This is a genomic window from Streptomyces sp. HNM0575 (assembly GCF_012726265.1).
GTDB lineage: Bacteria > Actinomycetota > Actinomycetes > Streptomycetales > Streptomycetaceae > Streptomyces.
Genome location: NZ_JAASAG010000001.1, coordinates 260,632 through 284,477, shown reverse-complemented (window position 1 = coordinate 284,477; position 23,846 = coordinate 260,632). Strand labels below are relative to the sequence as shown.

Sequence of the window (23,846 nt, the reverse complement as noted above, 5' to 3'; positions counted from 1 at the left end):
GTTGGGCAATGCGCACACACACTCCGGGATTTGGCGGCGCCGCTTGTCTTGGCAGCGGAATTTCCCGGGACATAACGTCGGCGTAACTCATCCAGAAGAGCACAGGGTGCACAAATAATGTGCGCCGCACTGTGCACCATTGCCTCTTGGCCGAAACGCGTCACCTCGCGAGCATGCCGCGCATCCATTCATCCACCAAGAGCCGGCTGCCGAAGCCTTCGAACGCCGAGTAGGGAGTGCGGACGTGGAATTGACTGCTGCGCACTGGATCTATCTCGCCGGAATAGTGGTGATCATCGGTGTGATGGTCGCCCGTAAGAACGTCGTGGTGCCCGCCGTCGTGGCCACGCTCGTCACCGCCTGGGTCTTCACCGGAAGCATGGTGAAGGGCCTCACGTCCGTCTTCTCCGCGAGCCTCACGGCCGCGTCCGAACTCTTCAGCATCTTCCTGATCATCGCGCTGATCACGGCGCTGCTCGGGGCGCTGCGTGCGATGGGTGCGGAACGGCGCATGGTCAAGCCGTTCCAGATGCTGATGCGCAACGGCAGGATCGCCTTCTTCTCCCTCGTCGGCGTCACGTACGTCATCAGCCTCTTCTTCTGGCCCACTCCCGCCGTGCCGCTCATCGGCGCCATCCTCCTTCCCGCGGCGATACGTGCCGGGCTGCCCGCGATCGGCGGTGCCGCGGCCATCGCCGTAGCCGGGCAGGGCATGGCGCTCTCCAGCGACTACGTCATCCAGGTCGCACCCGGCCTGTCCGCGAAGGCGGCCGGCACGTCCACGGGCACCGTCGCCGACCGGGCCATGGTGCTGTCCCTGATCATCGGCGCGGTCGCCGTCGCCCTCGTCTACTGGCGTACGAGGAAGAGCATCACGCCCGCGAGCGCGGAGAACCTCGCCCGCTGGGAGCAGACAGCAGACGGCGGGCTGCTGGAGGGCGAGGACGAGGACCTGGTCGTCGCGGAGGCGCGCAGCCTCGCGGGCGACGACGAGGACCTGGTCGTCGTGGAGCCGCGCAGCCTCGCGGGCGAGGACTGCGCGGCGGGGTCCGGGTCCGGTGCCGGTGCCAAGAAGGCCGTGGCGGCCGCGTCCGGTGGCGGTGCCAAGAAGACCGTGGCGGCCGCGGCCTCGGGCGGCGGCGCCGGAGGAGGCGGCGCGGGCAGCACCGGCCCGAGCACGGACACCGGCACGAGTACAGCTACGAGTACGGACACAGGTACGGGCACGGGCACCACCACGGAGGTGCTCGCCCCGCCCGCTCCCCCGCCCCCGTCGACCGGCCACGACTGGGCGGCCGAGCAGCCCGCCGTACCGCCGGGCCGGGGCCACCCGGTCAAGCGGTCCAAGCTGTTCGCCGCGCTCGTGCCCCTTGCTTTCCTCGCGGTGGTCATCTACATGCTGCTCGGCAAGTTCACTTCGCTGGTCCCGCCGGTGGAGGAGAACGACGGCGCGGCGCTCGTGGGCGGCGTGGCCCTTCTGCTGCTGCTCGCCGCGACGCTCGCCCTGGACGGCGTGCAGGGGCTGACGACGTCCGCCCAGCACGTCGTCGACGGGCTGGTCTTCGCCTTCCGCGCCATGGGCGTCGTCGTTCCCATCGCGGGCTTCTTCTTCATCGGCAACGAGGAGTTCGCCGGGGAGATCCTCGGTCTCGGCGACGGCGAGAAGGCGCCGGCGCTCCTCTTCGACCTCGTCACGTCGGGTCAGCACTACATCCCGCACAACGAGTTCATCCTCTCCTTCGCGATCCTCGTCATCGGCATGATCACCGGCCTTGAGGGCTCCGGCTTCTCCGGTCTGCCGCTGGTCGGTTCGCTCTCGGGCGCTCTCGGACCGGCGTCCGGCGTCGATCCGTCGACGCTCGCGGTCGTGGGGCAGATGGGCTCGGTGTGGACCGGCGGCGGTGTGCTGATCGCCTGGTCGTCGCTGCTGGCCGTCGCGGGAGTGGCCCGGGTTCCGGTGCAGGACCTGGTGCGTCGGTGCTTCCTGCCCGTCGTGATCGGTCTGGTGGTGGCCACGGCGGCGTCCGTCGTCCTGTACTGAACGGAAGGCCCCTGCCTGAACGGCGGCCCTGACTGAACGGCGGCCCCGCTGAACCGGCGGCCCCGAAGACGGCCGCGGCCCGAACCGGGCCGCGGCCGCCCGCCGTTCGGCAGGGGCCGCCCCAATTCCCGGCTTCTCGGGGATTCCCTGGACGACATGCACTGTGAAAGCGCTCTTTCCTGTGCAGAATCGCCGTCCTTTCCCACGCCCCGCCCGCCCTACGGTGAAAATCCAAGTCGACCAGAGGCACGGAAGGACAGCCAGCAGTGACCGAGATCCTTTCGAAAGACGAATTCCGCAGCGCGCTCCAGGAGGCCATCAAGGGCCGTGAGGCGAAGAACGCCTCCTTCAGCGCGGCCTGGGCGGACGGAAGTCTCAAGCGAGAGCACTTCGCGCGCTGGGCGGAGAACCACTACCACTACGTCGGACCGTTCGCCGACTACCTCTCCTACGTCTACGCGAACACCCCCGAAGAGTGCACCGGCGCAAAGGACTTCACCCTCCAGAACATGTACGAGGAGGAACTGGCCGACATCCGCCACACCGACCTCCTCATCCGCTTCGCGGAGGCCTGCGGCACCACCCGCGAACGCGTCGAGGACCCCTCCAACATGAATCCGGTGACGCGCGGCCTCCAGTCGTGGTGCTACGCCGTCGCCATGCGCGAGCACTTCGTCGTCGCCACCGCCGCCCTCGTCGTGGGCCTGGAGTCGCAGGTGCCGAGCATCTACAAGAAGCAGATCGTCCCCCTGCGCGGGTCCTACGGATTCACGGAGGACGAGATCGAGTTCTTCGACCTGCACATCACCTCCGATGTCGTGCACGGCGAACGCGGCTACCAGATCGTCCTGGACCACGCCGACACCCCGGCGCTCCAGCAGCGCTGCCTCCAGTTCGTCAGGTGGGCCGCCGAGATGCGCTTCTCCTACACGCAGGCTCTGTACGACTACTACGTACGGCCCGATCTGGAGCCCGCGACGGCGGCGGCGTAGCAACGGACCGCGCGGCGGCGCCCGTTGAGGGAGGCGCGCCGCCGCGTGGCGGAGACGAACAGGCGGCGGAGGCCGGGATGTCGGATCGGGACGGGGTGGACCGGGTGGCGGGTGTGGACTGGGTGTACGTCGCGGAGCTCACGGAGCTGAGCCGCCGCAAGAGGAAGCTCGTGGAGGCCGGCGGCGAGCGCATCGCCCTCTTCTTCGCCGGCGGCGAGGTCTTCGCCCTCCAGGACACCTGCGTGCACAAGGACCGCCAGCTTTCGAAGGGCACGGTGCTGGACGGCAAGGTCGTCTGCCCGGGCCACCAATGGATCTTCGACCTGAGTACGGGGCAGGCGGGCGACCGCGGCGAATGCCAGCCCACATACCCCGTGAAGACGGAGAACGGGCGGGTGTGGGTGCTGCCGCGCCGCCGGCGGATGCAGCAGCCCGCTTCCCCGGCGACCGCGGTGGAATCCGGGGACCTGGGGCGGCCCGGACCCGGCCGCGTCGTGATGATCGGCGCGGGCGTGACCGCCGCCGTGGCGGCCCAGACGCTGCGCAGGCGCGGTTACACCGGAGGCATCACCATCGTCGGCCAGGAGCCGCACCTGCCGTATCAACGGCCCCCGCTCACAAAGGAGTTCCTCGCCGGGGCCGGGGACCGTACGGATCTGTGCGTACTGACCCGCGAATGGTGCGACGAGCACGGCGTCGAACTGCGCCTCGGCACGGCGGTGCACCGCATCGACACGGACGGCCCGGCGGATGCGGCGACGGACGCGGTAGCGGCGGCGACGGATGAGGCGGCCGGGCCGGACGGGACGGCGGCCCCGGACCAGGCGCCCGGAGGGCCCGGCGCCGCCCGGTACGCCGTGCTGGAGGACGGCGGCCGCCTGCACGCGGACGCCTTCCTGCTGGCCACGGGCGCACGTGCCCGCCGGCTGCCCGGCGTCGAGGGCGAGCGCGTGATCCATCTGCGCGGCGTCGACGACGCGGAACGCCTTCGCGCCCGGCTGCGCCCCGGGGCACGCGTCGTCATCGTCGGGGCGGGCTTCGTGGGCTCCGAAGTCGCCTCGACGGCAAGGGCGTCGGGCGCGTCCGTCGTCGTACTGGAACAGGGCGCGGTCCCGCTCGAACGCGCCCTGGGCGCCCGCATGGGCGAGATCTGCGCCCGTATCCAGCGCAAGGCCGGAGTCGAACTGCACACGGGACAGACGGTCTCCTCGTACGAGGAGACGTCCGCGGGCGCCGTCGTCTGCACCGCCGAGGGGCTGCGGGTGGAGGGCGACGTGGTCGTGGTCGCCGTCGGCGCCGTGCCCGACACCGGCGTCGCGGAGCGTTCGGGGGTCGCGGTCGCCGACGGCGTTCTCGTGGACGAGCACTGCCGTACGAACGTTCCGGGCGTCTACGCGGCGGGCGACGTGGCGAACCAGCAACACCCCCTCTTCGGCCGCCGGTTGAGGGTGGAGCACTTCGACAACGCCGGCCGGCAGGCGGCCACGGCGGCACGCGACATGCTGGGTGAGGAGACCGCGCACGACGATCCGCACTGGTTCTGGTCCGACCAGTTCGACCTGAACCTCCAGCAGTGCGGCCACACCGAGGGCACCGACCGGATGGTGATCCGCGGCTCCACGGAGGCCGCCGACTTCACGGCCTTCTACCTCGAACGGGGAGTGCTGCGGGCCGCGTTCACCATCGGGCGCGGAGGCGACGTGCTCGCCGCCAAGGACCTCATCGCCGCGCGCGCCGCCCCGGACCCGGACGTGCTGTGCGACGAGGACGCGGACCTGGCGGAACTCGCCGCGGCGTACACGGCCGCGAGCCCGGAGCCACGACGGGAGCCCCGAGAGGAGCCCGGACGGGAACCGCTTGGACCGGAGCCGCAGGAGCAGCGGCCCGGCGGACCCGCCACGGCCGCCGCCACCGTTCAGGCTCCCGCTCATGCTCCCGTTCAGGCTCCCGACGTCCCGTACATACGCGTCGCACGCTCCGGCCAGGTCCCCGAGGGCGTCGTGCGCCGCTTCTTCGCCGGCGACGTGGAACTCGCCGTCGCCCGCCACGAGGGCACGGTCCACGTCAGCTCCAACTACTGCACCCACCTTGACTGCCTGCTCTCCTCCGGCAAGGTCACCCAGGACGGCCTGCTGTGCTCCTGCCACGGCAGCGTCTTCGACTTCGCCACGGGAGAGCCCCTCTCACCGCCCGCGACCAGGCCGATCCGCATCCACCCCTCGAAGGAGGAGAACGGCGAGATCCTGGTCGCCCTCGCCCCGGACGAACCCGCACACCGCCGACGGCGATGACGCCCGCCGGACGACAGCCGGGACTCAGCCGTGGTCCTTCTTGTTCCAGAGCTGATGGGTAAGGCCACTTGGGGAGGTGACCGACTCGACGGTGAAGCGGTCTTCGACGCCGCTCGCCCCCTCCCAGAGGGATACGCCCCGACCGAGGGTGACCGGCACAATCACCAGGTGCATGAAGTCGATCAGGTCGGCCTGAAGGAACTGACGCACGATGGAAGGTCCCCCGCCGATGCGGACGTCGAGACCGCCCGCAGCCTCCTGGGCCTGGCGAAGCACCTCGTGCGGTGACCCGTCCACGAAACGGAAACTCGTCCCGTTGGAAAAGTCGATCGTCGGATGTGGATGGTGGCTCATGACGAACACCGGTGTGTGAAACGGCGGCTCATCGCCCCACCAGCCCCGCCACCCGTCGTCGGGCCAATCACCGGTCTGCGGGCCGAACTTGCGGCGTCCCATGACCTCGGCGCCGATGCCCTGGCCCCACATGCTGGTCAGAGCACGGTCCAGCGTGACGGGAGCATCCACCTTGTCGACCCCGTGGATGACCCGGCCGTCGAACCACGTGAACAGCCGCTCCGCACCGCCGATCGGGGCGTCGAACGTCACATGGTCGCCGGCGGCATAGCCATCGAGGGAGATGTTCATGTTGTGGATCCGGGTTCGGGGCACGACGGTTCCTTCCACGATCGGGTGGATCGATAACGCATGAACCGACCGATGGGGACGGCCGGACTCATCGCTGAGGTGGGGATAGGCCCCCGGAGAATCCACCGGCTGGCAGGCGGGCCGTAGCCCTGCCGTGCCTGGAGTATCGGGAGAGCTGACTGCTCCCGACGACCAATCACGAATCGAGGCCGCGATGCCGCATCTTGCGCGACGAAACCCTTCCACCAGCCGTGCTCGCGTCCCGGGCGGGCCGAGTGCTGCGCCCGGTGATCAGTTCCCTCCAGCACCGGTGCGTGCCGCATTCACACTGTGGGTGACGGCTGTTGCCGCTGGAGTCTTCGAAACGATCCTGGCAGTAGGCAGATTGGTGGCCGACAGCTCGGACTCCACGGGTGAGATCGCCGTAGGTCTTGCGGTCCGGCTCCCAGTCTTCGCCGCTGCGCTCCTGGTCGCGCTCCGGATGCGCCGCGGCCACGGGTGGGCCCGGATCGCTCTGGCGCTCGGCCTCGGTGTGGTCGGTATGGCGTCGATGCTCATTGAGCCGATCCAGGCCCTGGCCGAGGGCCGCATCATGGGCATGGAGCCTGCGCAGATCGAGACCATCGACCTGGCATTCGGGGCCAGCCGAGTGCTGCACGTGGCTGCGGTACTCGCCGCCGTGGTCCTGATGTTCGTCCCCGCAGCCAACAGCTACTTCCGGCTACAGCCGACCCCGCGCCACTCAACGGCGACCGGGCCGCACCCAGAATCACACTGAGCGCGCCTCCGGCGAAGTGCAGTGCGCGTACGTCGTACCCGAGGAGCGGGGCGGCGGCCGGTAGCCGCGCCGCCGGTGGTCCCGCCCCTACCGGCGGCGTGGGAGGCGAACGCGGCGACCCTTACGGCGAGTTGGGATCCGGGGCCCCGCAGGACGCTTCCGGCTCAGACCTTGATGACGGTGACCCGCTCACCGCACAGCGCGACGAGGTCGTCGGGGTCCGAGGTGAGCACCGTGACCGGTCCGGGTGCGGCGAGCGCGGTGGCGCACAGTATGGCGTCGATGGCGTGCTTGTGGCCGTGCACCCCGGCCTCGGCGAGCAACTCCGAGGCGTGGCGGGCGATTTCCTCGGTGACCGGTTCGACGACGAGACGGGAGAGCGTCCATTCGAGCGCCGGCCGCTTGATCCTCGGGTGCACGACTTCGACGAGCGTGACGGCACTGGTGACGACGCGCATGTCGTCCGCCCGTGCCAGCGCAAGCCAGGAGGTGACTCCGCGGTCGCGCAATACGGCCTTCGCCAGACCTTCGCTGTCGAGGACCAGGGTGCCCCCCGGCACCGCGAGCGGACGCGTCACGCGGCGTCCGTCCCCTGATCACCACGGCGCCGCTGTTCCGCCCTGGTGCGGTGCAGCTCTTCGCGCCTGGCCTGAATCTCTTCTTCGGTGATCGGACCATGATCGGCTTCGGCCACGGAGATCAGCTCGCTGAGATCGTCCCGTTCGATCTGCCGGGCCACGGCAGCGGCCACGTACGCGGACAGACCCGAACTCCCGCTTCGCGAGCGGGCGGCGTCCGCGATGTCGCGCGGCATGGTGATGGAGTACTTTCTGGTGGGCTCACTCATGCCACTTATGCTACCAAGCATGCTACCGACACCGGAGAGGCATGCTCACTCGAAGCGCGCCACCGCCGTCATCGTGGGCCGCATGTTCCGTACGCCCGGGAGCCGGTGGACGACGGGTGCCAGCACGCCGTGGTAGAGGCCACGGCCGCGGGGGACCGGGAGTTCGCGGACGTCGCGGATCCGCGGGTGGAATCCGCGGACCGTGTCCAGCTCGCCCGCGTCCAGGCCCCACGGCATCGGCGGCGGCCGGTAGCCGTGGGGCGTACGCATGTCGCCGCTCTGCGTGCGTGCGCTGAACCACTTCGGCACCGCGTCGAAGACGAGCGCGCCGCCGGGGAAGCCCTCCGCGCAGCCGGCGACCAACTCCCGTACCTCTTCGGGCCGCAGATACATCAGCAGCCCCTGGGCGGTGATCAGCACACCGCGGTCGGGGTCGACCTCGTCGCGCCACGACAGGTCGAGCGCGGACTGGGCGAGGGTGCGGCGGCGTTCGCCGTCCGCGTCCGGCAGCAGCCGGGCGCGGACCGCCGCGGTCTCCGGAAGCTCCACGCACAGCCAGCGCGCCCGCCCGTTGTCCACCCGCCAGAACTGTGTCTCCAGGCCCTCGGCGAGCGTGACGACCGTCCCGTCCGGGTGCTCCGCGAGGAAGTCGCGCACCGCCGTGTCGAACGTGCGGACCCGCAGCGCATGGCCCTGCGCGAGCAGCGGATTGGGCTCGCCGAAGGTCTCCGTGAACGGGTAGTCGATGTCCCGTACCAGCTCCACGGCCCTGGGGTCCTTGAGCACGGTGCCGGGCTGTCCGGCCTCGTAGGCGCGCTGCCACAGGTTCCACAGCAGCGTCTCCGGCACCGCGCCGAGACGCACGGACGGGCCGCCGTCCCCGGCGCCTTCGAAGGCCCCGGCGCCTTCGGAGGCCCCGGCGGCCCCCGCGTTCCCGGCGCCCCCGGCCTTGCCCTCGTCCCCGCTGCGGCCCTCGCTCCCGGTCCTGCCTCCGCCGGCGGCCCGGTTCTCGTCCTCGGCCATATCCCCGCTCCCCTCGTGCCCGGGTCCGGGCTTGCGGCCCCCCGGCTCCCGGCTTGTGGCGCCCGTCCGGGCAGCCGCTTCGTGTACGGCCCATTCAACACCGGTACGGGGGCGGGGCGGAGGGCCCCTACGGCTTGCGGGCGAGCAGGAACGCCTGCGGCGTCGTCTCCATGCCGCGGTCGTCGGGCTCACGGGACAGCCGGGCCTGTACGGGCAGCCCGGCCTCGGCCAGCAGTGCGGCCACGTCGCCGGGCTGCCGCCGGTGGAAGTCGAGGGAGACGGGGTGGCCGAGCGGGCGCGCCAGGTAGACGGGCTCGTCGCCGATCTGGAACGAGAGCAGCAGATGTCCGCCGGGTACGAGCAGCCGCTCGAACTCGGCGAAGACCTCCGGCAGTTGATCGTCCGTGGTGTGGATTATCGAGTGCCAGGCCACTATTCCGGCGAGGGAGCCGTCCGCCTGGCCGACGGCCGTCATCGTGCCCTCCTCGAAGCGCAGGTCAGGGCTGAACTCGCGGGCCAGCTCCACCATGCGCGGCGACAGGTCGATCCCGTACGCCGAGAGCCCCAGCTCGTGCAGATGCGCCGTCACCGAGCCCGTACCGCATCCCACATCGGCGACCCGTCCGCCGCCCGCGGCCAGCACCAGCTCGGCGAACGCGGAGAGCATCGACCGGTCCAGCGGCTTGGCCGACAGCTCGTGGTGGAAGCGGTCGGCGTAGTCCACGGCAAGGGCGTCGTAGAACGTACGCGTGGCGCTCAGATGATCCGGTCCGGTCACAGCCGGGGACGATAACAGCCCTACGGGCAGGGCCGGTTGGGCGGCCGGGGCCTCGCCGGGACCCCTCGGAGAAGGGCCCCGGCCCCTGCGGGACTCCCGGCCCGCCCTTGCCTTACGGAGCCGACGACATCACCACGTGGCGGCCGCCAAGAGGCGTTCGCCGAGAGACGCTCGCCAACCGGCCGCCACTGCAAGGCCGTCACCACGAGACCGTCACCACGAGGCCGCCCCTACGACGACGTCGGGAAGCCCAGGTTGACCCCGCCGCTCTCGGCCGGGTCCGGCCACCGCGTGGTGACGACCTTGCCGCGCGTATAGAAGGCCACGCCGTCGTTGCCGTAGATGTGCAGGTCGCCGAAGAGGGAGTCCTTCCAGCCGCCGAAGGAGTGGTAGCCGACCGGCACCGGGATGGGCACGTTGATGCCCACCATGCCCGCCTCGACGTCCAGTTGGAAGCGGCGGGCGGCGCCGCCGTCGCGGGTGAAGACGGCGGTCCCGTTGCCCCACCTGCTGCCGTTGATGAGCTCGATCGCCTCGTCGTAGCTCTCGGCCCGCACGACGCACAGCACCGGGCCGAAGATCTCGTCGCGGTAGGCGTCCATGTCCGGGGAGACGTTGTCGAGCAGCGAGACGCCGAGGTAGAAGCCGTCCGCGCACTCGGGGTGGCCGTCGACGGTGTAGCCGGTGCCGTCCACGACGACGTCGGCGCCCTGTTCGCGCGCTCCGCCCACGTACGAGGCGACCTTGTCGCGGTGCTCGCGCGTGATCAGCGGGCCCATCTCGGAGGACGGGTCGTCGCCGGGTCCGATGCGGAGCTTGTGCGCACGGTCGGCGATCTTCGCCACCAGTTCGTCGCCCGCGTCGCCGACCGCGACGACGACGGAGACGGCCATACAGCGCTCTCCGGCCGAGCCGTAGGCGGCGCTGACGGCGTTATCGGCGGCGAAGTCCAGGTCGGCGTCCGGCAGTACGAGCATGTGGTTCTTCGCGCCGCCCAGGGCCTGCACCCGCTTGCCGTGCGCGACGGCCTCCGACTGGATGTACTTCGCGATCGGCGTCGACCCGACGAAGCTGACGGCCGCCACGTCCGGATGGGTCAGCAGCCGGTCGACGGCGGTCCTGTCGCCGTTGACGACGTTGAGCACGCCCTCCGGCAGCCCTGCCTCGGCGGCGAGTTCGGCCAGCCGGTACGGCGCTGACGGGTCCTTCTCGCTGGGCTTCAGCACGAAGGTGTTACCGCAGGCGATCGCGAGCGGGAACATCCACATCGGCACCATCGCGGGGAAGTTGAACGGCGTGATGCCCGCGACGACGCCGAGCGGTTGCCGGAGCGACGAGACGTCGACGCGCGTCGAGACCTGCGTGGACAGCTCACCCTTGAGCAACGTGGGGATGCCGCAGGCCAGTTCGAGGATCTCCATGCCGCGGGCGACCTCGCCGAGCGCGTCGGAGTGCACCTTGCCGTGCTCGGCGGTGATGAGCGCCGCGATCTCGTCGCGGTGCGCGTCCAGCAGTTCGCGGTACTTGAACAGGAACGCGGTGCGCTTCGCGAGCGAGCTCTGCGACCACTCCGCGTAGGCACGGCGGGCTGAGCCGACGGCCGAGTCGACCTCCTCCACCGAGGCGAAGGCGACCTGGCGGGCCCGTTCGCCGATGGCGGGGTTGTATACGGGGCCTGTGTTTCCGGATGCGGACTCGACGGCCTTGCCGTCGATCCAATGTCCGAGGGTCTTCATATCCGTGGCTCTGCTTTCTGTGGTGGGTACGGGGCTGGGGGCGGGGCCGTGACTGAGTCCGGGACGAGGGCCGGGGTCCGGACGAGGGCCGGGCCGGAACGAGAGCGGGAGCCGGGGCGGGAGCGGCGGGTCGCGGGCCGGTGCGCACCCGACGGCACCCGGCCGCATCCGGCCGGAGGCCCGACTGCCCGCTCACGCACGGCCGTTCGCGACCGGCCGTGCAACATGTGGCCGTTCACAGATGACCGTTCACAAGTGGCGGCGCCTTGCCGCCGCATGGCGTTCGTACTCCTCGCGTGCCTTGCGCGCCGCCGGGCGGCCGGAGGTCTCCGCGACGACCACGTCCCACCAGGCGGCCGCCCCCGGCGGCGCCGGAGCCGACGTGCCGGTCTCGGTCTCGACGTACACGCACGTCGCACGCTCGGAGGCGCGCGCCTGCGCGAGGGCGTTGCGCAACTCGCCGACGGTCTCCGCCCGTACGACGTCCATGCCCAGCGAGGCCGCGTTGGCCGCCAGGTCGACGGGCAGCGGATCGCCCGTGTACGAGCCGTCGGCCGCGCGGTAGCGGTAGGCGGTGCCGAAGCGCTCGGCGCCGGTCTGCTCGGAGAGGCCGCCGATGGAGGCGTAGCCGTGGTTCTGCACCAGCACCACGTTGATGTCGAGCCCCTCCTGCACGGCGGTGACGATCTCGCCGGGCAGCATCAGGTACGTGCCGTCGCCCACCAGCGCCCACACGGGGCGGTCCGGGGCGGCGAGCCGCACGCCGATGGCGCCGGGGATCTCGTAACCCATGCAGGAGTAGCCGTACTCCAGGTGGTACTGGCGCGGCGAGCGGGCCCGCCACAGCTTGTGCAGGTCGCCGGGCATGGAGCCCGCCGCGTTGATGACGACGTCGTCGTCGCCGACCACGCCGTCCAGGGCGCCGATCACCTGGCTCTGGGTGGGGCGGGCGCCCTCGTCCTTGGCGGCGTAGGCGGAGTCGACGGCACGCTCCCAACTCGCCTTGCCCGCCGCGTACTCCTCCTCGTAGGAGGCCGGGACCCGGTGGCCCAGCAGCGCGCCCGACAGCGCCTCCAGACCGGCGCGCGCGTCGGCGACGAGCGTCGTCGCGCTCATCTTGTGCGCGTCGAAGGCGGCGATGTTGAGGTTGACGAAGCGGACGCCGGGCTCGGCGAAGAGGGTGTTCGAGGCGGTGGTGAAGTCGCTGTAGCGGGTGCCGACTCCGATGACGAGATCGGCCTTACGCGCCAGATCGTCCGCGACGGCCGTGCCGGTGTGACCGATCGCGCCCACGTCGCACGGGTGGTCGTGGCGCAGCGCCCCCTTGCCCGCCTGGGTGCTGGCGACGGGGATGCCGGTGGCGTCGGCCAGCGCCCGCAACGCGGCCTCGGCCTCGCTGTGGTGGATGCCGCCGCCCGCGACGATCAGCGGCCTGCGGGCGTCGAGCACGGCGGTGGCGGCGGCCGCCACCTCGGCGGCCTCCGGCGCCGGCCGCCGCACCCGCCACACGCGCTCGTCGAAGAACTCCACCGGCCAGTCGTACGCCTCCGCCTGCACGTCCTGCGGCAGCGCCAGGGTGACGGCGCCGGTCTCCACCGGGTCCGCGAGGACGCGCATGGCCTGGAGGGCGGCGGGGATCAGCGCCTCGGGCCGCTGTACGCGGTCGAACCAGCGGGAGACGGGCCGCAGCGCGTCGTTGACCGACACGTCGCCCGCGTACGCCACTTCGAGCTGCTGTAGCACCGGGTCGGCGGTGCGGGTCGCGAAGATGTCGCCGGGCAGCAGCAGTACGGGCAGCCGGTTGACGGTGGCGAGGGCCGCGCCGGTGACGAGGTTGGTGGCGCCGGGACCGATGGAGGTGGTGACGGCGTGGGCGGAGAGGCGGTTGCTCTGGCGTGCGTAGCCGACGGCTGCGTGCACCATGGCCTGCTCGTTGCGGCCCTGGAGGTAGCGCAGCGGCGCGTCGTCGCCCTGGCCGCTCTCGACGAGGGCCTGCCCGATGCCCGCGACGTTGCCGTGGCCGAAGATGCCCCAGCAGGCGCCGATCAGCCGGTGGCGCCGCCCGTCCCGCTCCGTGTACTGGGCGGCGAGGAAGCGCACCAGCGCCTGTGCGACGGTCAGCCGCACGGTCCGCGGCCCGCCGGGTCCGGCCGGTTCCGGTGCACCCGCGGGTGTGCCCGCCGTTGTGCCCGCCGGTGTGCCCGCTTCGGCTGCTCCGCCCGGACCGGCCGGTCCGGATGCCGAGTTCACTTGCGCTGTCACTCGCCCGTCTCCCCTTCCACTGTCGGTGCGTGGTAGAGCGGCAGCCTTGGATCGACAGGCTGCTCGTCCCAGCTGCCTCGGATCCAGGCGTGGTCTGGATGGTCGCAGATAAGCCACGCACGCTCCAGACCCGGTCCGGCCATCACGTTCAGGTAGTACATGTCGTGACCGGGCGCGGCGATGGACGGGCCGTGCCAGCCGTCGGGGATCAGCACGGCGTCGCCGTCGCGCACCTCGGCGAGCACGTCGGTGCCGCTGCGCGGGCCGGACGGCGAGACCCGCTGGTAGCCGAGGCCCGGAATGTCCGCGGCGCCGGCGCCCGCACGGTGCGGGGCGATCTCGAAGTAGTAGATCTCCTCCAACTCGCTCTCCACACCCGGGCGGTCCTCGTCGTGCTTGTGCGGCGGGTACGAGGACCAGTTGCCGCCCGGTGTCAGCACCTCCACCGCGATCAGCTGGTCGGCCTCGAAGACTCCGGCCGCGGCGAAGTTGTTGACCTGGCGCGAGCAGTTGCCGCGGCCGCGCAGCTCAACGGGAACGGCGGAGGCCGGTCCGTACCGTGCGGGCAGCCGGCGGGTGCAGCGGGCGCCGGTCAGCGCGAAGCGTCCACCGCCGGCGCTGGTGACTCGCACGTCGGCGTCGCGCGGCACGTACGCGAAGTCGCTGACACCGTCGAACACGCTTGTACGGCCGTGCAGTTCGAACGTCTCGCGCTCGGCGGCGACCGTGCACCCGCCGCTGAGCGGCAGCACGATCCACTCGCTGTCGCCCGCGGCGAACTCGTGGGTTCCGCCGGGCTCCAGCTCCAGGACGCGCAGCGAGGAGTAGCCCCATTGGGCCCGCCGCGGGTCGATGTCGAGGGCGTACGGGCCGGAGCCCGCGGTGCCCGCCGGGAGGTGGAACCCGCCGCCGGAGCGGGTGCCCGCCCCGTCCGTGCCCGTGCCTGTGCCTGTGCCGCTTGCGCTCGTGCTCGTGCTCGTGCTCGTGCTCGTGCTGCCCGTCATGCTCGCCATCCTTGCCGCATCGCCCTGTGCCGACTCCCCGTCCCCGGGCCCGTACCCGCAGGTCCCGTACCCGCAAGTGCCCTCGCAGGTCCCGTACTCCCGGGTCCCGTACCCGCAGGTCCCGTACCCGCAGGTCCCGTACCCGCAGTGTCCGCACCCGCGGTGCCCGTGCGGTTCACAGCAGCCCCACCGCCGTGTCCACGGCGCCCGCGACGTCGCCGTCCGCCGGGTAGAGCAGGGACCGTCCGACGACGAGTCCCCGCACGGTGGGCATCCGCAGCGCCGTGCGCCACTTCTCGTACGCGCCCTCCTGATCGCCGTTCGTCTCGCCGCCCAGCAGCACCACCGGCAGCGTGGACGTCTCGCACACCCGCGCCATGTCCTCGGGGTCCTCGGAGACGGGAAGCTTCAGCCAGCTGTACGCGGAGGTGCCGCCGAGGCCCGAGGCGATCGCGACGGAACGGATGATCGCCTCGGCGCTGAGGTCGTTGCGGACCCTGCCCGCCACGCGGCGCGAGATGAACGGCTCGATGAAGACCGGCAGCCGCCGTCCCGCCATGTCGTCAACCGCGCGCGCCGTCGCATGCATCGTGGCCAGCGAGCCCGCGTCGTGGAGGTCGATCCGCAGCAGCGCCTTGCCCGCGTCGAAGCGCAGCCGTTCGATGTCCTGGGCCCGGTATCCGGTGAAGCGGTCGTCGAGTTCGTACGAGGCTCCGGCCAGCCCGCCGCGGTTCATCGATCCCATGACGATCTTGTTCTCGAGCGCCCCGAGGAGCAGCAGGTCCTCCAGGATGTCGGCCGTGGCCAGCACGCCGTCGACCCCGGCCCGTGACAGGGCCGTCGTCAGCCGCTCCAGCAGCCGCGCGCGGTCGGCCATGGCCAGTTCGTCGCCGCCGACGCCCAGTGCCCCGCGGGCCGGATGGTCGGCGGCGACGATCATCAGCCGGCCGCTGTCCCCGACGAGGGGGCGTCTGGCGCGTCTGGCGGCAGCCTCAGCGATCGCCTCCGGGTGCCGGGCCCGTACGGCGACGAGGTCGCGAATGCTGATGCTGCTCAAGGGAGTTGCTCGCTTTCATGGCCGGGTCACGGCCGGTCGGCAGGCGGGGGGGGCGAGTGCGGGACGGGCACGGGACGAACGCGGGACGGGCGCGGGACGGGCGCGGGCGCGAGGCCGTCGCGGGGGTGGCAGGAGGAGGAGACGGCGGGGCCCCGGCCCGGGCCACCGCGGCTAGCCCCGCATCAGCTGCTCGACCTCGTCCGCCGTGGGCATCGCGGCGGAGCAGGCCAGCCGGGAGGCGACGAGGGCGCCCGCGGCGTTCGCGTACCGCATCACGTACTCCACGTCCCAGCCGGCGAGCAGCCCGTGGCACAGGGAGCCGCCGAAGGAGTCCCCGGCGCCGAGGCCGTTGACGACCTCGACCGGGTGCGGAGGCACCTCGGTACGGGTGCCGTCACGGTGTGCGGCGAGCACGCCCTTGGGTCCCTGCTTGACGACGGCGAGTTCGACACCGGCCTCCAGCAGGGCGTCGGCGCACGCCTGCGGTTCGCGCGTGCCGGTGGCGACTTCGCACTCGTCGAGGTTGCCGACGGCGACGGTGGCGTTCGCGAGCGCCTGACGGTAGTACGGCCGGGCCTCCGCCATGACCTCGTCCGCGGTGAGGTCGCCCGCGTCCGAGGTCTCCCCCGCCCCCGCGGGCCCGGCCGCCGAGCCCTCCTTGCCCCAGAACATCGGCCGCCAGTCCATGTCGAAGACGGTGGCGGTCTGCGGACCCGCGCCGTCGGCGCCCCCGGGATGTCCCGTACGGCCGCCCGTATCCCCCGTACGGCGCCCGGCACGGGATTCCAGCGCGGCGAGCGTCGTCGTACGGCTGGGCTCCGCGCACAGCCCGGTGCCCGTGACCCAGAAGATCCGCGCGGCTCCGATGGCGTCCAAGTCCAGGTCGTCCGGGCCGAGTTCGAGGTCGGGGGCCTTCGGCTCGCGGTAGAAGTACAGCGGGAAGTCGTCCGGCGGGAAGATCTCGCAGAAGGTCACGGGCGTGGGATACCTGTCGACGGGCGTGACCCAGCGGTCGTCCACGCCGAAGCCCCGCAGGGCCTGATGGCAGTACTCGCCGAACGGATCGTTCCCCGTACGGCTGACGACCGCGCTCCCGCGTCCGAGCCGCGCGGCGGCCACGGCCACATTGGTCGCGGATCCGCCGAGGAACTTCCCGAACGTCTCGACCTGCGGCAGCGGCACCCCCGTCTGGAGCGGGTAGATGTCGACGCCGATGCGGCCCATCGTGATGACGTCGTACGGCTCTTCCGTGGCGGCCTCGGATGCCGTGCCTGGCGTGGATGCCATGGATGCCCTTTCGTGGGTCGTGCCGGGTGCCGGGTGCGCCGGGTGCCGGATCGTGGGGCGTCGGGCGTGGGCCGAGCCGGGTCGTTCCCTCGGCGGCCTCCTCATCGTCGGGGCGAGCGGCGAAAGGTGTCAATGATTTGTCCTTACATACTGACGTCCTGCCGGAGAGAGCGGGCTCGGTACGTCCGTATGAAACGTTGTCCTTACATTCCCTTGACATTGGCGGCGCCCGGGGAGTTGGCTCGCCCCGTCGTCCCCCGCCCCCGTCGTCCCCCGTCAAATCCGTCTGCCGTGACACGTAAGACACGTACGTACAGCGAGGAGCCCTCCGTGACTTCTGCGACCCCGTCCCTCGACCGCATCCGGGTCGGCTCGGCGCCCGACTCCTGGGGCGTCTGGTTCCCGGACGACCCCGAGCAGGTGCCGTGGCGGCGCTTCCTCGACGAGGTCGCACAGGCCGGCTACGAGTGGATCGAACTGGGCCCCTACGGCTACCTCCCCACCGACCCGGCACGCCTCACCGACGAGGTGCAGTCCCGCGGCCTCAAGGTCTCCGCGGGCACGGTGTTCACCTCGCTGCACCGCGGTCCGGAGGTATGGGACGCCACATGGGAGCACGTCGGCCAAGTCGCCGCGCTCACAAGGGCGATGGGCGCGGACAACCTCGTCGTCATCCCGTCCTTCTGGCGCGACGACAAGACCGCCGAGGAGATCGAGCCCCGCGAACTCACCGCCGAGCAGTGGCATCACCTCGCGAGCGGCACCGAGCGGCTGGCCCGCGAGGTACGGGAGCAGTACGGCCTGGAGATCATGGTGCATCCGCACGCGGACACCCACATCGACACCGAGGAACACGTCGAGCGCTTCCTCGACGCGACGGACTCCGGCCTGGTCAACCTCTGCCTGGACACGGGGCATTACGCGTACTGCGGCGGCAACAGCGTCAAGCTGATCGAGACCTACGGCGAGCGCATCGGCTATCTCCACCTCAAGCAGGTCGACCCGGCGATCCTCTCCGACGTGGTGGAGAAGGGCACGCCCTTCGGACCCGCGGTGCGGCAGGGCGTGATGTGCGAACCGCCGCTGGGCGTACCGGCGATGGAGCCCGTACTGACCGCCGCGCAGGGCCTGGGCGTGGACCTCTTCGCGATCGTCGAACAGGACATGTACCCCTGCCCACCGGACCAGCCCCTCCCGATCGCCCAACGCACGAGGCGCTTCCTCCGCGGCTGCGGCGCCTGACCGGCCCCCTCCGCGCGGGCCGCGCGAGGCGAAGCGGCACGAGGCGCCGCACCCCAGCCGACCGTCGATGCGGCCCAACTGCGCGCGCAGCGCGGGCAGTGCGCGCGCTGCGGCGCGAGGTCCGAGGGTCGCCTGCACGACCCTCGGCCGCAGCCCGGTGGACACGAGAGCCGCCAGAGCGGGGCGGCAACGGGGCAACCGATACGGGCCCCGCGGGGCGGTTCGGCGGTCGCGCCGCCGAGGTCCGCATTGCCCAAACGCAGCCGCGCCTGCGCACGGTGGCACGCCCCACCGGGGCGCAGTCCAACCGCCGCACGCAGCGCGGGCAGTGCGCGCGCTGCGGCGCGAGGCCCGAGACGGCGGGCGACAGCCCGCGGTGACGTCCCCCCTCCCCCCGGCGGCGGGCGACCGGCGGGCGCGGCCCAACTGGCGCCCCGCGCGCAGGTACTGCGCGCAGCGCACGTACCCGCCCGCGGCGGGACCCGCCGCGCGCGCAACGTTCGGGGAACCGCGCGCGCCAGCGCGCCCCGTGTCGGGGGCCTGTCACGACCGTCACCGTTGTACGGGCGCCATGTCACAGAGCCTCAACAGGCCCTCTCCGCCGGTCACTCAGTGTCGTTCACCGCGCACAGGCTGATGATCGACAGCTGGCGACGCCGATGCAGTCGCTTCTGTGATCCTGTGGGAGGTGCCGAGTTGGCCGATCGACGACTCTGGTCGTACAAGGACATCGCCGCGCACATCGGAGTCCGTACGGACACGGTGCGCTCGTACCGCAAGCACGGCCTGCTGCCGCCGCCCGACCATGTGGAGGGCGGCAGACCGTACTGGTACGCGGACACGGTACGGACGTGGGTCATGCGCCGCCCCGGCCACCGGGGCGGCCGGTGAGGGGGCGCGGGCGCGTGGCCCCGAGCGCCGGCGGACCCGGGCGCCGGGCCCGGGCCTCTGTCATATTCGTACGCACGCACCCGCCCCCCGCAGCACGGGAGGGAATACCTAGGGGGGGTATAGTGTTCTCGTCTCCGTACGTCACCGGAGCACCAGGTACCAGGGAGCGAAGATGAGCACTGTCACCACCACGTACAAGGTCAGCGGCATGAGCTGCGGGCACTGCGAGAGCGCCGTCTCCGACGAGATCTCCGGGATCGAGGGCGTGACCTCGGTGAAGGCCGTCGCATCCACCGGCGAGGTCACGGTCACCTCCGCGACGGAGCCGGACGACGAGGCGGTACGCACCGCGGTCGACGAGGCCGGTTTCGAACTCGCCGGACGCGCATAGCCGTCCGGTCGCCCGGTCGCCCGGTCGCCCGGCCCCGCGGTCACACGGCCCCGGCCCCGCGACCCCGCGGCGGACCAGCGACACCGGCACCACCGCCGTACACCCTCGTACGCCTCGTACGCCCCGTACCCCACGTACACCCAGCCCCGTCCCTCCCGGGAGCATCACCATGACCGGCACCACCGGAACCACCGCACAGCAGACACCCGCCGCCGGCGGGCCGCGCGCGGACGACCACCGGGTGGAGCTGTCCATCGGCGGCATGACCTGTGCCTCGTGCGCGGCCCGGGTGGAGAAGAAGCTGAACCGGATGGACGGCGTCTCGGCGAGCGTCAACTACGCGACGGAGAAGGCGCGGATCTCCTACGCCGACGCGGTCTCCGTCGACGACCTCATCGCCACGGTGGAGCGGACGGGTTACTCCGCGCAGCCGCCACCGCCACCCACCCCCGGCCCCCGCGAAGCGGCCACAACGCAGGACACGAGGGAGGTCACGACATCGGACCGCACCGCCGGCACCGCCCCCGCCCCGGGCCGGACAACGGACCCGCCCGGTGACACCACGGCGGATCCCAAGGCGGATCCCACGGCGGACTCCACAGCAGACCCCACCGCGGACCCCACGCCCTCCGCGACCGGCGAACTCGCCGCCCTGTACCGGCGCTTCCTCGTCACGCTCGTGCTGTCCGTGCCGGTGGTGTTGCTGTCGATGGTGCCGCCGCTCCAGTTCGACAACTGGCAGTGGCTCTCGCTCGTACTCGCCTCCCCCGTGGTCGTCTGGGGCGGACTGCCCTTCCACCGCGCCACGTGGACGAACCTGCGCCACGGCGCCGCCACCATGGACACCCTGATCACGGTCGGCACGCTCGCGGCGTACGGCTGGTCGCTGTGGGCGCTGTTCTTCGGGGACGCCGGAATGCCGGGCATGCGCCACGGCTTCGAGTTCGCCCTCTCCCCCGGTTCCGGCGGCGCCTCCTCGGCCCTCTATCTCGAAGTGGCCGCGGGAGTCACGACGTTCCTGCTGCTGGGGCGGTATCTGGAGGCACGCGCCAAGCGGAAGGCGGGCGCGGCGCTGCGTGCGCTGATGCAACTCGGCGCGAAGGACGTGGCGGTGCTGCGCGACGGCGGCGAGCAACGGATCCCCGTGTCACGGCTGGCAGTCGGCGACCGCTTCGTCGTACGGCCCGGAGAGACCGTCGCCACGGACGGCACCGTCGACGAGGGCGGCTCGGCGCTGGACACCTCGATGCTCACGGGCGAGTCGGTGCCGGTCGACGTGGGCCCGGGAGACGCCGTGACGGGTGCGACGGTCAACGTCTCCGGACGGCTCGTCGTGACCGCCACCCGCGTCGGCTCCGACACCCAACTCGCCCGCATGGCACGGATGGTGGAGGACGCGCAGAGCGGCAAGGCGGCGGTGCAGCGGCTCGCCGACCGGGTGTCCGCCGTGTTCGTGCCGGTGGTGCTGGTGCTGGCGGCGGCGACCCTCGTGGGCTGGCTGCTGGCTGCCGGCGGCGTCGCCCCGGCCTTCACCGCCGCAGTGGCCGTGCTGATCATCGCCTGCCCGTGCGCGCTGGGACTCGCGACGCCGACCGCCTTGATGGTGGGTACGGGGCGCGGCGCTCAGCTCGGCATCCTGATCAAGGGCCCGGAGGTGCTGGAGTCCACGCGCCGCGTCGACACCGTCGTACTCGACAAGACGGGCACCGTTACCACCGGCCGCATGGAGCTACAGGATGTCGTCCCCGGCGAGGGCGTCACGGCGGATGAACTGCTGCGCCTGGCCGGAGCGTTGGAGGACGCCTCCGAACACCCCATCGCACGCGCCATCGCGCGGGGCGCGCGGGAGCGCGCCGGCGCGGGGGCACAGCCGCTGCCCGCCCCGGAAGCCTTCGAGAACCTCGCGGGCCTCGGGGTGCGGGGCACCGTGGAGGGCCGCGAGATCCAGGTCGGGCGGGCGACGGACGGGCTGCCGCCGGAGCTCGAAGAGGCGAGGGCCGCGGCCGGGGCGGCGGGCCGTACAGCGGTCACGGTCGCCTGGGACGGAACGGTGCGCGGCGTGCTGACCGTCGCGGACACGGTGAAGGACACCAGCGCCGAGGCCGTACGGGCACTGCGCGAACTGGGCCTGAAGCCCGTGCTGTTGACGGGCGACAACAGGGCGGTGGCGGAGGCGGTCGCCCGCAGCGTCGGCATCACACCGTCCGGGGACACGGTCCGCGCCGGAGTGCTGCCCGAGGACAAGGCGGGCGAGGTACGCCGGCTCCAGGCGGAGGGACGCACCGTCGCGATGGTCGGCGACGGCGTCAACGACGCGGCGGCGCTGGCGAGCGCCGACCTGGGCCTGGCGATGGGCACCGGCACGGACGCCGCGATCGAGGCGGGCGATCTGACGCTCGTACGGGGCGACTTGAGGGTCGCGGCGGACGCGATCCGCCTGGCCCGCAGGACGCTCGCGACCATCAAGGGCAACCTGTGGTGGGCCTTCGGCTACAACGTCGCAGCGCTTCCGCTCGCCGCCGCCGGCTTCCTCAACCCGATGATCGCGGGGGCGGCGATGGCCTTCTCCTCGGTCTTCGTGGTCACCAACAGCCTGCGCCTGCGCCGTTTCCGGCCCCGCCGCTCCTCCTGAACAGGCCCCGCCCCGCCCGTCCTCCTGAACAGATCGGCCTCGCTCCGCCCCTCCACAAAGTGCGGCCGTAAAGACCCCTCCACAGAGTGCGGCGTAAAGGAAGGGTGAAGATGATGTGACGCCCGTCAACTCCGATACCCATACGGGCCACCCTTGGTGCGGGAAAATCCGGAATGACGAACTCCACCGTTCCGCACCGCATATGGGGATACCGACCTGTGGGGATACCGGCGCCGCACCGGCACACCGAAAAGCGCCCCGCCGACGAGGTCCCCCCACGGGCCTGTCGACGGGGCGCTTCCGTTTCCCGGTCACGGATTCCCCCCACGGGATCCTGGCCGGGTGCTTACTGGCTGCGCGTGCGGACGGGAGGGCCGCTCAAAGCTCCCCGCGCACGCTCACCGAACTGCTTCACCGGGTCCGTCCCCCAAAGACGCACTCGGCAGTAGTGGCGGCGACTCCGCCGGGGGCCGCTGCCACCCGGTTAGACGTCCGACCCTGGACAATGGTTACCCCCCAATTTCTGTGACCTGTGTCTCTCCAGGGATCTGCTCATACGGAAGGCCCCGATCCGCTTGGATGGGGCCTTCCGCGGACGTCTCTCAGAGGGGCGTCACGCACTGTACAGCAAACGTCACCCGTGAGTCAGCGGGATTCGATGGGCACATACTCCCGCTCGACGACGCCCGTGTAGATCTGGCGCGGGCGGCCGATGCGCGAACCCGGCTCCTTGATCATCTCGTGCCACTGGGCGATCCAGCCCGGCAGCCTGCCGAGAGCGAACAGCACGGTGAACATGCTGGTCGGGAAGCCCATCGCCCGGTAGATCAGGCCGGTGTAGAAGTCGACGTTCGGGTAGAGCTTGCGCTCCACGAAGTAGTCGTCGCTGAGGGCGTGTTCCTCCAGCTTGAGGGCGATGTCGAGAAGCTCGTCGCTCTTGCCGAGAGCGGAGAGCACATCGTGCGCCGCGGCCTTGATGATCTGCGCCCGGGGGTCGAAGTTCTTGTAGACGCGGTGGCCGAAGCCCATCAGCTTTACGCCGTCCTCCTTGTCCTTCACCTTGCGGATGAAGGTGTCGACGTCGGAGCCCGACGCCTGGATGCCCTGGAGCATCTCGAGGACGCTCTGGTTGGCGCCGCCGTGCAGCGGGCCCCACAGGGCGTTGATGCCCGCGGAGATCGAGGCGAACATGTTCGCCTGCGAGGAGCCGACGAGCCGGACCGTCGAGGTCGAGCAGTTCTGCTCGTGGTCGGCGTGGAGGATCAGCAGCTTGTCGAGGGCGTTGACGACGACGGGGTCGAGCTCGAACTCCGCGGCGGGGACGGAGAAGGTCATGCGCAGGAAGTTCTCGACGTAGCCCAGGTCGTTGCGCGGGTAGACCACGGGGTGGCCGATGGCCTTCTTGTAGGCGTACGCCGCGATCGTCGGCAGCTTCGCCAGCAGCCTTATCGTCGACAGGTGCCGCTGCTCCTCGTCGAACGGGTTGTGGCTGTCCTGGTAGAAGGTCGAGAGCGCGCTGACCACCGAGGAGAGCATCGCCATCGGGTGTGCGTCGCGCGGGAAGCCGTCGTAGAAGCGCTTCACGTCTTCGTGCAGCAGGGTGTGGCGGGTGACCTCGTCCTTGAAGGACGCCTGCTGGTCGACGGTGGGAAGTTCGCCGTGGATCAGAAGGTAGGCCGTCTCCAGGAACGTGCCGCGCTCGGCCAGCTGCTCGATCGGGTAGCCGCGATAGCGCAGGATCCCGCCCTCACCGTCGAGATAGGTGATGGCCGACTTGTACGCGGCGGTGTTGCCGTATCCCGAATCCAGGGTCACCAGACCGGTCTCGGCGCGCAGCTTGCCGATGTCGAAGCCTCGGTCGCCGACCGTGCTGTCGACCACGGGGTAGGTGTACTCGTCGTCCCCGTACCGAAGTACTACAGAGTTGTCGCTCACGTCTTCCCTCACCG

19 protein-coding genes are annotated in these 23,846 nt (G+C 71.4%); 8 read left to right on the top strand and 11 right to left on the bottom strand.

Translation table 11 applies throughout. The features are described 5' to 3' along the window. The first annotated feature begins 244 nt into the window (after positions 1 to 244). From HCC61_RS01205 to HCC61_RS30010, 3 genes are all read left to right on the top strand, one after another. Positions 245 to 2,041 carry a hypothetical protein gene (locus tag HCC61_RS01205; RefSeq protein ID WP_169133319.1) on the top strand — a complete coding sequence of 599 codons (1,797 nt, stop codon included), beginning with the start codon at positions 245 to 247 and terminating at the stop codon, positions 2,039 to 2,041. Between the two features lie 266 nt (positions 2,042 to 2,307). Further along, positions 2,308 to 3,033 (top strand): iron-containing redox enzyme family protein, encoded by a 726-nt coding sequence (locus HCC61_RS01200; RefSeq protein WP_169133318.1) that lies wholly within the window; start codon positions 2,308 to 2,310, stop codon positions 3,031 to 3,033. A 77-nt stretch (positions 3,034 to 3,110) separates the two neighbouring features. After that, positions 3,111 to 5,324: an FAD-dependent oxidoreductase gene (locus HCC61_RS30010; RefSeq protein ID WP_206321923.1), complete on the top strand. Its 2,214-nt coding sequence runs from the start codon at positions 3,111 to 3,113 to the stop codon at positions 5,322 to 5,324. 24 nt (positions 5,325 to 5,348) lie between these two features. Here HCC61_RS30010 and HCC61_RS01180 read toward each other — a convergent pair whose 3' ends face one another. Beyond that, positions 5,349 to 5,993, bottom strand: a complete 645-nt coding sequence (locus tag HCC61_RS01180; protein WP_169133807.1) for a dihydrofolate reductase family protein — start codon at positions 5,991 to 5,993, stop codon at positions 5,349 to 5,351. A gap of 310 nt (positions 5,994 to 6,303) precedes the next feature. On the opposite strand from HCC61_RS01180, the gene HCC61_RS01175 reads away from it, so the two are divergent. Continuing rightward, positions 6,304 to 6,747 (top strand): hypothetical protein, encoded by a 444-nt coding sequence (locus HCC61_RS01175; protein WP_169133317.1) that lies wholly within the window; start codon positions 6,304 to 6,306, stop codon positions 6,745 to 6,747. 164 nt (positions 6,748 to 6,911) lie between these two features. Here the strand turns inward: HCC61_RS01175 and HCC61_RS01170 are convergent, their stop codons facing one another. From HCC61_RS01170 to HCC61_RS01130, 9 genes are all read right to left on the bottom strand, one after another. Further along, entirely contained in the window at positions 6,912 to 7,325 is a 414-nt protein-coding gene (locus HCC61_RS01170) for a PIN domain-containing protein (protein WP_169133316.1), read from the bottom strand. Next, positions 7,322 to 7,594, bottom strand: coding sequence for a CopG family transcriptional regulator (locus tag HCC61_RS01165; RefSeq protein ID WP_169133315.1), 273 nt, complete (start codon positions 7,592 to 7,594; stop codon positions 7,322 to 7,324). The genes HCC61_RS01170 and HCC61_RS01165 overlap by 4 nt, the downstream gene beginning before the upstream one ends. A 45-nt stretch (positions 7,595 to 7,639) precedes the next feature. Continuing rightward, positions 7,640 to 8,617: a class I SAM-dependent methyltransferase gene (locus HCC61_RS01160; protein WP_169133314.1), complete on the bottom strand. Its 978-nt coding sequence runs from the start codon at positions 8,615 to 8,617 to the stop codon at positions 7,640 to 7,642. 127 nt (positions 8,618 to 8,744) lie between these two features. Continuing rightward, positions 8,745 to 9,395 carry a class I SAM-dependent methyltransferase gene (locus HCC61_RS01155; protein WP_169133313.1) on the bottom strand — a complete coding sequence of 217 codons (651 nt, stop codon included), beginning with the start codon at positions 9,393 to 9,395 and terminating at the stop codon, positions 8,745 to 8,747. Positions 9,396 to 9,625: 230 nt separating this feature from the next. Next, positions 9,626 to 11,131, bottom strand: coding sequence for a CoA-acylating methylmalonate-semialdehyde dehydrogenase (locus tag HCC61_RS01150; RefSeq protein ID WP_169133312.1), 1,506 nt, complete (start codon positions 11,129 to 11,131; stop codon positions 9,626 to 9,628). Positions 11,132 to 11,380: 249 nt separating this feature from the next. Beyond that, complete coding sequence (iolD, locus tag HCC61_RS01145) at positions 11,381 to 13,258, bottom strand: 3D-(3,5/4)-trihydroxycyclohexane-1,2-dione acylhydrolase (decyclizing) (protein WP_169133806.1); 1,878 nt, start codon at positions 13,256 to 13,258, stop codon at positions 11,381 to 11,383. Positions 13,259 to 13,389: 131 nt separating this feature from the next. Beyond that, positions 13,390 to 14,397, bottom strand: a complete 1,008-nt coding sequence (gene iolB / locus HCC61_RS01140) for a 5-deoxy-glucuronate isomerase (RefSeq protein ID WP_169133311.1) — start codon at positions 14,395 to 14,397, stop codon at positions 13,390 to 13,392. Between the two features lie 175 nt (positions 14,398 to 14,572). Then, complete coding sequence (locus HCC61_RS01135; RefSeq protein ID WP_169133310.1) at positions 14,573 to 15,454, bottom strand: deoxyribose-phosphate aldolase; 882 nt, start codon at positions 15,452 to 15,454, stop codon at positions 14,573 to 14,575. A 171-nt stretch (positions 15,455 to 15,625) separates the two neighbouring features. Then, positions 15,626 to 16,741: a 5-dehydro-2-deoxygluconokinase gene (locus tag HCC61_RS01130; protein ID WP_169133309.1), complete on the bottom strand. Its 1,116-nt coding sequence runs from the start codon at positions 16,739 to 16,741 to the stop codon at positions 15,626 to 15,628. Positions 16,742 to 17,071: 330 nt separating this feature from the next. On the opposite strand from HCC61_RS01130, the gene HCC61_RS01125 reads away from it, so the two are divergent. The 4 genes from HCC61_RS01125 to HCC61_RS01110 all read left to right on the top strand — a co-directional run bounded on the left by HCC61_RS01125 (position 17,072) and on the right by HCC61_RS01110 (position 21,897). Then, positions 17,072 to 17,983 carry a sugar phosphate isomerase/epimerase gene (locus tag HCC61_RS01125; protein WP_346776961.1) on the top strand — a complete coding sequence of 304 codons (912 nt, stop codon included), beginning with the start codon at positions 17,072 to 17,074 and terminating at the stop codon, positions 17,981 to 17,983. Positions 17,984 to 18,679: 696 nt separating this feature from the next. Beyond that, positions 18,680 to 18,874: a MerR family transcriptional regulator gene (locus HCC61_RS01120; protein WP_169133307.1), complete on the top strand. Its 195-nt coding sequence runs from the start codon at positions 18,680 to 18,682 to the stop codon at positions 18,872 to 18,874. Between the two features lie 172 nt (positions 18,875 to 19,046). Next, positions 19,047 to 19,265, top strand: coding sequence for a heavy-metal-associated domain-containing protein (locus HCC61_RS01115; RefSeq protein WP_169133306.1), 219 nt, complete (start codon positions 19,047 to 19,049; stop codon positions 19,263 to 19,265). 169 nt (positions 19,266 to 19,434) lie between these two features. Beyond that, a complete protein-coding gene (locus tag HCC61_RS01110; RefSeq protein WP_169133305.1) occupies positions 19,435 to 21,897 on the top strand; it encodes a heavy metal translocating P-type ATPase in 2,463 nt (820 codons plus the stop codon). Positions 21,898 to 22,542: 645 nt separating this feature from the next. Here the strand turns inward: HCC61_RS01110 and HCC61_RS01105 are convergent. Further along, positions 22,543 to 23,832, bottom strand: coding sequence for a citrate synthase (locus HCC61_RS01105; RefSeq protein WP_169133304.1), 1,290 nt, complete (start codon positions 23,830 to 23,832; stop codon positions 22,543 to 22,545). Positions 23,833 to 23,846 lie beyond the last annotated feature (14 nt).